Genomic DNA, 9,325 nt, shown 5'->3' on the forward strand with positions numbered 1-9,325 from the left:
TTTGATGGCGGGATTTGTGCGGAGCGTCGCTGCGGCGGCCCTGTTGCTCTGGACGACGGGGTTCGGTTTCGCCGCCGATCGCGTCATCGTCATTCTCGATGCCTCCGGCTCGATGTGGGCGCAGATCGACGGCAAGCCCAAGCTCGAAATCGCCCGTCAATCGCTGCGGAACGTGCTGCAATCGGTCCTGGCCGATGAGGAAATCGGCCTCATGGCCTATGGCCATCGCGAGAAGGCCAGTTGCGACGACATCGAACTCATCGTGCCGCCGCAGGCAGGCTCGGCAAGTGCGATCTCAGCCGCGGCCGACAGCTTGAAATTTCAGGGCAAGACGCCGCTGACCGCCGCTGTCAAGCAAGCGGCGGAAGCATTGAAATACACCGAGGACAAGGCGACGGTCGTTCTCATCACCGATGGCATCGAGACATGCAGCGGCGATCCCTGTGCGCTCGGCAAGGAGCTTGAGGCTGCCGGCATCGACTTCACCGTCGATGTCGTCGGCTTTGGCCTGACGGCTGCCGAAGGCAAGCAGGTCGCCTGCCTGGCCGATAACACCGGCGGCAAATATATCGAAGCATCGGATGAAAAGGCATTGCAGGACGCCCTCGTCGAGACCGTTGCGCCGCCGCCATCCGCTCCTGAACCGGCTGCCGCCCCGCAGACTGCTCCCCAGCCGGCGCCTGCCCAGCCGGCGGAGTCCAATTTCGTGCCCACCGTCGTGCTTGCCGAAGGTGGCGATCCCGTCACCGACGGCAATGCCTGGGAGATCTATAAGGCGAATTCCGACGGCACGCGCGGCGATCCCGTCGCCACTGAGTACGGTGCCTACAAGGTCAATCTGGAGGCGGGCGACTATATCGTCGTCGCGCGCGCCGGCGAGGCCAAAGCCGAACAGAAGATCAAGATCGAGCCTGGCCAGGTCGCCAAGCCGCTCTTCACGTTGAATGCCGGCACGCTGGTTATCCACCCGCGGCCAAGCGAAGGGGCGGACGTTGACGGCGGCGCGGCGGTCGTGATCGCCTATCCAGGCGTCGACACCCTGCCGACCTACTATGGCGACACGAAAGTCGTGCTGCCGGCCGGCGACGAGAAGGTGACCGTCACGATCGGCCAGGGCGTGGTTACCGAGACGGTCCCGCTTGCCGCCGGCAGGGTCATCGACAAGGATATCATCGTCGGCGTCGGGCATGTCGTCGCCAACGCCTACTATGCTGCCGGTGGCGACAAGGCCGAGGGTTCTGGCGTCGGCTTCAAGGTGTTCCAGGCGAAAAAGGACATCGGCGGGACCAGGCAGGAGGTGACCTATGCCTACGGCCCCGACAGCAAGTTCGATCTGCCGCCCGACGATTATGTAATGGTCGCGACCGTCGATCTCGCGGTGGCCGAGCAGCCGTTCAGTGTCAAAATTGGCGAACATCAGGATCTGAAGATCGCCATGAACGCCGGCGTGCTGGCGATCACCGCGCCAGGGGCCTCGAAGATCGAGATATTCGAGGCCAAGAAGAACATCGATGGAACCCGCAAGTCGGTCGGCTACGCCTATGACCAGAAGTATCAGGCCACCTTGTCGGTTGGCGACTACGCGGTGGTTTCGGAGAAGTCGGACAGCAGCTCGAAGGAAGGCGCGGTAACGGTCAGGGCCGGCGCGCGAGCCGAGCTGACGGTTCAATAGATCCAAGGGAGAGCGGCCACCAGCCGCTCTTCCTCATGGCCGAAAAAGTCACGCCACGCCGAAGGCGCTCGCGCCATGGTCGGCGCGGCCCACCATCTGCCGGAACCCGGCGAAGAGCTCCCGGCCGAAGCCGAATTCATTGCCTATGAGGTCGCTGTCCGCGGGCCGGCGCAGTGCGAAATCGCCGGCCGGCACCAGCACCTCGAGCGTTCCGGCCTCGGCGTCGAGCCTGATAATATCGCCGTCATGAATCCTGGCGATCGGCCCGTCCTCCGCCGCTTCCGGCGTCACGTGGATCGCCGCCGGCACCTTGCCGGAGGCACCCGACATGCGCCCGTCGGTAACCAGCGCCACATGCTGGCCGCGGTCCTGCAGGATGCCGAGCACGGTGGTCAGCCGGTGCAATTCCGGCATGCCGTTGGCCTTCGGGCCCTGGAACCGAATGACGGCGATGAAGTCGCCGGTCAGCGACCCCGCCTTGAACGCCTCGTTCAGCCCTTGCTGGCTGTCGAACACCCTGGCCGGTGCCTCGATGATGCGCCGCTCCGGCTTGACCGCCGATGTCTTGATGACGGCGTGGCCGAGATTGCCTGAAAGCACTTTCAGCCCGCCGCTCGGCTGGAACGCCTTCTTGAACGGCGCCAGCACCTTCTCGTCGCCGCTCTGGCGCGGCGAGGCCTCGCGCACGACGCCGCCATCGGCGCCGAGCTTGGCCTCGACCGCGTAGGGGCGCAGCCCTTCGCCCCACACCGTCTGCACATCCTCATGTAAAATGCCTGCGTCGAGCAGTTCGCGGATCAGGAAGCCGAGCCCGCCGGCGGCGTGGAAGTGGTTCACATCGGCAAGGCCGTTCGGATAGACCCGCGCCAGCAGCGGCACCGCTTCCGAGATGTCGGAAATATCCTGCCAGGTAATGGCGATGCCGGCCGCCGCCGCCATGGCGATCAAATGGATGGTGTGGTTGGTCGAACCGCCGGTGGCGTGCAGGCCGACGATACCGTTGACGATCGAGCGCTCATCGATCATCCGCCCGGCTGGCGTGTAGGCGTTGCCGAGCGCTGTGATCGCCAGCGCCCGCTTGGTCGCTTCCCTGGTCAGCGCGTCGCGCAGCGGCGTGCCCGGATTGACGAACGAGGCGCCAGGCGTGTGCAGGCCCATGATCTCCATCAGCATCTGGTTGGAATTGGCGGTGCCGTAGAAAGTGCAGGTTCCCGGCCCGTGATAGGATTTGGATTCGGCTTCGAGCAGTTCGGCCCGCCCCGCCTTGCCCTCGGCATAGAGCTGGCGGATCTTGGCCTTTTCGTCGTTCGGAATGCCGGTCGTCATCGGCCCGGCCGGGATGAAGACCGCCGGCAGATGACCAAAGGTCAGCGCCGCGATCACCAGCCCCGGCACGATCTTGTCGCAGACGCCGAGATAGACGGCGGCATCGAACATGTTGTGCGACAGGCCGATCGCCGCGGCCATGGCGATCACGTCGCGCGAGAACAGCGACAGCTCCATTCCGGGCTGGCCCTGGGTTACGCCGTCGCACATCGCGGGCACGCCGCCGGCCACCTGGGCGATGCCGCCGGCCTCGCGGGCCGCGTCCTTGATCAGTGCCGGAAACGTCTCGAAAGGCTGATGCGCCGACAGCATGTCGTTATAGGAGGTGATAATGCCGAGGTTCGGCACCCGGTCGCCGCCAAGCGCCACCTTTTCGGAAGGACTGCACACGGCAAAGCCATGGGCCAGGTTGCCGCAGGACAGCACGGCCCGGTTGGCGGTGCGGTTCGAGGCTTCGCCGATGCGGCCGAGATAAGCCTCGCGACCGGGCCTGGAGCGCTCACGGATGCGCTGGGTGATGGCTTCGATGTCGCGTCTTGCGGTCATGGCGGTCGGTCCTTTCAGGCGAGGTCCCGCAAACACCTTCCGGCTGTTGCCGGGACCTGCAGCCAAGTTGAGATCAGGGTGCCCAGAAAACCTCTACGGGCTTTTGAGTTGCATCGAGCACGGCGCGAATGGGCTTTCGTGTTCCAACTCCAAGCGCGGCCTCGAATGCGGTGCGTTTTTCCGCGCCCTCGATATGCAGCGCGATGAAGGCGGCATTGATGATCCGCGCCAGTGACAGCGTCAGCCGCGGCTCGCCGGCGCTTGCCGCGTGAACCGGAAGCACGATCCTTTGCGACGACGGATCGAGCAATCTTGCCAGGTTGTCGGCATCCGGAAAGAACGAGGCGGTGTGGCCATCAGTTCCCATGCCGAGCACAACAACATCGAGGGGCCAGGGCAGCACTTGCAGCGCCTCACTATCGGAGACCGCTGCGCCCGCGATAGTTGCCGCAGCGTGGTAGAGCGGCACGAAATTCGCGGCGGCGGCCGCGTTCTGCAGCAGGTTAGCGGCAACCAGACCGGCATTGGAGCGCGGCGACGAGGGCGGCACGAAGCGCTCGTCGACCAATGTTATCGTCACCTTTTCCCAGGCGATAGGAACGGTCGAAAGCGCCGCGAAGAATTTCGCCGGCGTCGTGCCGCCCGAGACTGCAAGCAGTGCCGTGCCGCGCTCGGCGATCGCCTTTGACAGGCGGCCGGCGACGTGGCCGGCAAGCGCTGTCGCCAACTCCTGGCGTCCGGCAAATTCGTGCCAGTTGTAGGCGCCGCCTAATTGCTCTCGTGCCATGTCCGCCCATCGCGTTCGATCAGCGCAATCGAGGCCGAGGGGCCCCATGTGCCTGCGGTGTAGCCTTGCGCCTCTTGCCTTCCGCTTTCCCAAGCGTCCTGGATCGGGTCGATCCATTTCCACGCAGCCTCGACCTCGTCGCGGCGCATGAACAGCGTCTGGTTGCCACGGATGACGTCCATGATCAGCCGCTCATAGGCATCGGGCGCGCGGCCGTCGAAGGATTGCGCAAAACTCATGTCGAGCGGGATCTGGCGCAGCCGCATGCCGCCCGGGCCCGGATCCTTGATCATGATGAACTGCTTGACGCCTTCGTCGGGCTGCAGCCTGATGACCAGTTGGTTGGCGGAGACCGGCCCGGCGCTCTCGCCGAAGATCGAATGCGGGATTGGCTTGAATTCGATAACGATCTCCGAAACGCGGGTCGCCAGCCGCTTGCCGGTGCGGAGGTAGAACGGCACGCTGGCCCAGCGCCAGTTGCCGATTTCGGCCTTGAGCGCAACGAAGGTCTCGGTGTTGCTGTTCTTGCCGAGTTCCTCGACATAGCCCTTCACCGGCCCGCCGGCCGAGGCGCCGGCACGGTATTGCCCACGCACCGTGTGCTTGGGCGCTTCGTTGCCGTTGATGCGTTTCAGCGCCCGCAGCACTTTCAGTTTTTCGTCACGGACGGCATCGGCGTCCATCGACGACGGCGCCTCCATGGCGACGAGGCAGAGCAGCTGCAGCATGTGGTTCTGTACCATGTCGCGCAACGCGCCAGCCTTGTCGTAATAGGTGACGCGGTCTTCCAGGCCGACCGTCTCGGCCACGGTGATCTGCACATGATCGACATTGGCGGAATTCCACAACGGCTCGTAGAGCGCGTTGGCGAAGCGCAGCGCCATCAAATTCTGCACCGTCTCCTTGCCGAGATAGTGGTCGATGCGGAAAATCTGGCTTTCATGGAAGTCGTCGCCGACCAGGTCGTTGAGCGCGCGCGCCGAAGCGAGATCGCGGCCGATCGGCTTTTCCAGCACGATCCGCGAATTCGGCGTGATCAGCCCGTGCTCCTTCAGCTTGTGCGAGATGTCGCCGAATAGCGCCGGCGCCACCGCCAGATAGAAAGCGCGGATGTGTTCGCTGTCGCCGATCGCCTTCTTCAGCCTGTCGAAGCCGGCACCTGTGGTTGCGTCGGCCGGGACATAGGAGAGCCGTGCGAGGAACGTTTTCAGTTCCGTGGCGTCGATATCTTCCGGTTTCACATGATCGGCAATCGCCTGCCTGGCGAAAGACTGGAATTCCTCATCGGTCATCTTCGAACGTGATGTGCCGATTATGCGCGTCGGCTCGGAAAACTGGTGGTCGCGCTGCCGGTGGTACAGTGACGGCAGAAGCTTGCGTTCCGACAGATCGCCGGTGCCGCCGAAAATGATAAAGTCGAAAGGGTCGACGGGGATGATCTGGCTGGTCATGGTCTGTCCGCTCTGACGCCGGTCGCGATAACGCGGCTGATATAATCTAATCGATTTAAACTTGCCAGTGTCATTGCGTCACATCCGCGTGTGCTCTTGACACCGGCTCTGGCCGGAGGCTTGTCGGCAAGCGATGCTTCCGGGAGCGTTCGCAGGTGCAGCATAGAGCGGGATCAAGGCGAAAGCCAAAGGAGAAATCGGCAATGGACACACATCTTTCGATGGCCATGGCCAAACGCGTCGTCGATCGTCTTCAACGATGAGTGAGAAAGGCATGCGCCTCCAAAACAAGGTCGCCATCATCACCGGCGCTGCCTCGGGCTTTGGCGAGGGCATGGCCAGGCGCTTTGCCGACGAGGGCGCGCGGGTCGTTGTCGCCGATCTGAACGCCAAGGACGCAGAGCGCGTCGCCGGCGAGATCGGCGAAAAGGCGATCTGGACCCAGACCGACGTCTCGCTGCGGTCCGAATTCGACGACATGGTCCATGCTGCAATGAGCGCCTTCGGTCGCATCGACATCATGGTCAACAATGCCGGTTACACCCATCGCAACGGTGACATGCTGGAAGTCGACGAAGCGACCTTCGACCTGATCACGTCAGTCAACATGAAGGCAATCTACAACGCAGCACTTGCCGTGGTGCCGGTCATGGAGCGGCAAGGCGGCGGCGTCATCCTGACGACGGCTTCCACGGCCGGTATCAGGCCGCGGCCCGGTCTCACCTGGTACAACGCATCGAAGGGCTGGGCGATCACCGCGACCAAATCGATGGCGGTGGAACTCGCGCCAAAGAACATCCGTGTCAACTGCCTGTGCCCGGTCGCCGGCGAGACCGGCATGCTTGAGAAATTCATGGGCGCCGACACCCCCGAGATCCGCGAGAAGTTCCGCGCATCGATCCCGCTCGGCCGGCTTTCGACGCCGCTTGACGTGGCCAATGCCGCGCTTTGGCTCGCATCGGATGAAGCAGCTTTCATCACCGGCGTGGCGCTGGAAGTCGACGGCGGCCGTTGCATTTGAACCCCTAGGCCATCCGGCGACAGGCGGCTGATGGCGAGCGATCCGAGCCGCGATCGCTCTGACTGTCCTACGCCCCGGTTTTGACGTAGCTCTTGTAGACCCAGCCGCGCTTGCCGTTGTAGACGATCTGGCACCACTGCTTGCAGCTCATCACTTGCACCGAGGTCTTGGCCGGCACGGTGAGAATGGCGGCCGCATTCTTCTTTGGGCCGGTGCGCATGGTGACGGATCTCAGGATGCGTCCGGTACCGGCAGTATTGGTTTTTCCGGATTTTGCCTTGGTGCTGTTGTCGTCTTCGCTCGCGGACTGCGTCGGCAGTTGCGGCTTGGGTGTGGGGATGGCAGCGGTCTGCGCACCGTCGGGCCCTGTGTTTTTCGTCGAGCTGCCGGGAGCCGCCACCTTGGCAAACAATGCCGCAGCGTCGGGTTTCGCTGCCGGGTCGGCGAATGCCACCGAAGCAGACGATTTATCGGCCGCCTGCTCGGTCTGGCTTGCCAGTTGGTCGGATGCTGCTGTGGCGGCGGCCGATGCCGTCTTTGGTCCCGTCCAGCGCGGATCGTTGGGAGCCAGCGCCGGTATCTCGGCTTCCGCCGCGGCCACCGCCGGGGAAACCGCGTCGGCCTTGCCCGTCGTCCGCGGCGCCGCAGCGACCTTGGCAGGCATGATCTTCGTCGTCTTGACCGGAATGGTTGGAACGGTCTGCTCAGGGCTCGCCGCCGCTTGTCGCTCATTTGCCGGCAATGCCAGCCACAGTGCCACCGCGGCAACGCCGAGCAGTGCGGCCGTGCCAAGCGCAGCGATCACGAGATGCGCGTTCGACCGGACTCCCTGCCAGAACGTCGGCCGCATATCATAACCGAATTGCATCGCAAGGCGCCGTCGTTCCGGCGCGCCGAAACTGAAGGGCTCTCTCACTCTTGCCACCTCCATTTGCGGGCCGATGTTCTTACGACCCATGCCGGAGAGCCGGCATTTCGATCGGCATCGTTCCCAAACCAAAAGCGGGCAGGCCCGCAAAATTCCCCGTTCAGCTGCCCACGAGCATCATCTTTCGCCCGCGATTGTGGCATCACTGCGCCCTTGGCGGGGATTCTGCGCCCTGGTTAAGGATTCTGCAACGCCTGGTTAAATCCTGTCCCGCAACGCGTACCAGTTGAGCGCAAGAAAGAGCAGTGGCGCGCGGAAACGCCGGCCGCCGGGGAAAGGCGGAATCTTCAAATCCTCGATCAGCTTCAGCCGGTCGCGGTTGCCGGCGACCGTCTCGGCATAAAGCTTGCCGAAAAAATTGGCCAGCATGACGCCGTGGCCGGAATAACCACCGACCGAGATCACATTGGGCATGACTTCGCGCACGAACGGCTTTCTCGGTACGGTGATGCCGACATAGCCGCCCCAGCCATGGGTGATCTCAATGTCCTTCAGTGCCGGATAGATCTCGGCGATCTGCCGGCGGATGTGGATGTGAATGTCCTTGGGATCGTTGACTGCGTAGATCTCGCGCCCGCCAAACAGCAGCCGCCCATCCTTCGATTTGCGGAAATAGCGCACGACGAAGCGCGAATCGTCGACCGCCTCGCCACCCGGCAACACTTTGGAATCGGCGCCCAGCGGTACCGTTGCGCCGATGAATGAGCCGATCGGCATGATATGCGAAGCACTCACCGGCTCGAGCGTGCCGCCATAGGCGTTGACCCCGATCAAGCACTTCCCGGCGATGATCGTGCCCTTCGGCGTCGTCACCCTCACTTTGCCGCCGCCGGAGGTGATGCCGGTCGACGGTGTCTGCTCGAAAAGCTTTGCGCCGGCCTGTGCCGCGACTTTTGCGGTGCCGATCACCAGCTTCAGCGGATGGATGTGGCCGGTGCCCGTGTCGCGGGTGCCGCCGAAATAATGCGTCGAGCCGAGCCGCTCGGCTGTCTCCGCGGCATCCATGAATGAGATGTGCGGATAGCCGAACCGGCTTGCCATGATCTCGGCATGCGCCTTGTAGTCGTCGACATAGCGCTTTTTGTGCGCCACCGACATTTGGCCGGGCATATAGTCGATCTCGATCTGGTGCACCGCGGCGAAGTCGAGGAGATGCGCCTTGGCCTCTTCGGCCAGGTCGAACAGCGCCTTGGCGCAGGAAAAGCCGTATTCCGCTTCCAGCTCCTCTGCCCAGGCCCGCTGTCCGGTGCCGAGCTGGCCGCCATTGCGGCCCGATGCGCCGTCACCGAAACGATGCGTTTCGATAAGCACGACATCCGCGCCTGACTTGGCGAGATGAGCCGCAGCCGACAGGCCGGTAAAGCCGCCGCCGACGATCACCACGTCGCATGTCCGGTCGCCGTCGAGCGCCGGATATTCGGGCCTTGGTCCGGCCGTGTCCTCGTACCAGGAGCGGCCGGGGGAGATTGGGGATTGGTAAGTCATGATGCTCGGCTAGGGCAGTAGGGCAGTAGGGCAGTAGGCCAGTAGGCAAGTATGGCGCTCGGGCCGTACGTCGGTATGGAAGTGTCGCGTTTAGTCGGTTCTTAATTAC

General features: G+C 63.6%; 7 protein-coding genes. 2 read left to right on the forward strand and 5 right to left on the reverse strand.

The window, feature by feature from the left end; all coding sequences use genetic code 11:
- Window positions 1-4 precede the first annotated feature (4 nt).
- A complete protein-coding gene (locus NKH91_RS26235) occupies window positions 5-1,672 on the forward strand; it encodes a vWA domain-containing protein (RefSeq protein WP_352885313.1) in 1,668 nt (555 codons plus the stop codon).
- Between the two features lie 48 nt (window positions 1,673-1,720).
- On the opposite strand, the gene edd is transcribed toward NKH91_RS26235, so the two are convergent.
- From edd to zwf, 3 genes are all read right to left on the reverse strand, one after another.
- Window positions 1,721-3,544: a phosphogluconate dehydratase gene (gene edd / locus NKH91_RS26240; RefSeq protein ID WP_352885314.1), complete on the reverse strand. Its 1,824-nt coding sequence runs from the start codon at window positions 3,542-3,544 to the stop codon at window positions 1,721-1,723.
- A gap of 73 nt (window positions 3,545-3,617) precedes the next feature.
- Window positions 3,618-4,331: a 6-phosphogluconolactonase gene (gene pgl / locus NKH91_RS26245; RefSeq protein WP_352547851.1), complete on the reverse strand. Its 714-nt coding sequence runs from the start codon at window positions 4,329-4,331 to the stop codon at window positions 3,618-3,620.
- The gene (gene zwf, locus NKH91_RS26250; RefSeq protein ID WP_023719411.1) at window positions 4,313-5,782 is read right to left on the reverse strand and encodes a glucose-6-phosphate dehydrogenase; all 1,470 of its coding nucleotides are present in this window, start codon (window positions 5,780-5,782) and stop codon (window positions 4,313-4,315) included. Before zwf ends, pgl begins: the two co-directional genes overlap by 19 nt.
- A 274-nt stretch (window positions 5,783-6,056) precedes the next feature.
- On the opposite strand from zwf, the gene NKH91_RS26255 reads away from it, so the two are divergent.
- A complete protein-coding gene (locus tag NKH91_RS26255) occupies window positions 6,057-6,803 on the forward strand; it encodes an SDR family oxidoreductase (RefSeq protein WP_352640442.1) in 747 nt (248 codons plus the stop codon).
- Window positions 6,804-6,870: 67 nt separating this feature from the next.
- Here NKH91_RS26255 and NKH91_RS26260 read toward each other — a convergent pair whose 3' ends face one another.
- Both NKH91_RS26260 and NKH91_RS26265 read right to left on the reverse strand, forming a co-directional pair.
- Window positions 6,871-7,671: an SH3 domain-containing protein gene (locus NKH91_RS26260; protein ID WP_352640443.1), complete on the reverse strand. Its 801-nt coding sequence runs from the start codon at window positions 7,669-7,671 to the stop codon at window positions 6,871-6,873.
- Between the two features lie 258 nt (window positions 7,672-7,929).
- The gene (locus tag NKH91_RS26265) at window positions 7,930-9,216 is read right to left on the reverse strand and encodes an NAD(P)/FAD-dependent oxidoreductase (protein WP_352885315.1); all 1,287 of its coding nucleotides are present in this window, start codon (window positions 9,214-9,216) and stop codon (window positions 7,930-7,932) included.
- Window positions 9,217-9,325: the final 109 nt, after the last annotated feature.

Source organism: Mesorhizobium sp. M0894 (genome assembly GCF_040319725.1).
Lineage (GTDB): Bacteria > Pseudomonadota > Alphaproteobacteria > Rhizobiales > Rhizobiaceae > Mesorhizobium.

Excerpts from the sequence above, each read along its gene's own strand:
- NKH91_RS26235 (WP_352885313.1), top strand. The coding sequence starts at position 5 with ATGGCGGGATTTGTGCGGAGCGTCGCTGCGGCGGCCCTGTTGCTCTGG.
- edd (WP_352885314.1), bottom strand. The coding sequence starts at position 3,544 with ATGACCGCAAGACGCGACATCGAAGCCATCACCCAGCGCATCCGTGAG.
- pgl (WP_352547851.1), bottom strand. The coding sequence starts at position 4,331 with ATGGCACGAGAGCAATTAGGCGGCGCCTACAACTGGCACGAATTTGCC.
- zwf (WP_023719411.1), bottom strand. The coding sequence starts at position 5,782 with ATGACCAGCCAGATCATCCCCGTCGACCCTTTCGACTTTATCATTTTC.
- NKH91_RS26255 (WP_352640442.1), top strand. The coding sequence starts at position 6,057 with ATGCGCCTCCAAAACAAGGTCGCCATCATCACCGGCGCTGCCTCGGGC.
- NKH91_RS26260 (WP_352640443.1), bottom strand. The coding sequence starts at position 7,671 with ATGCAATTCGGTTATGATATGCGGCCGACGTTCTGGCAGGGAGTCCGG.
- NKH91_RS26265 (WP_352885315.1), bottom strand. The coding sequence starts at position 9,216 with ATGACTTACCAATCCCCAATCTCCCCCGGCCGCTCCTGGTACGAGGAC.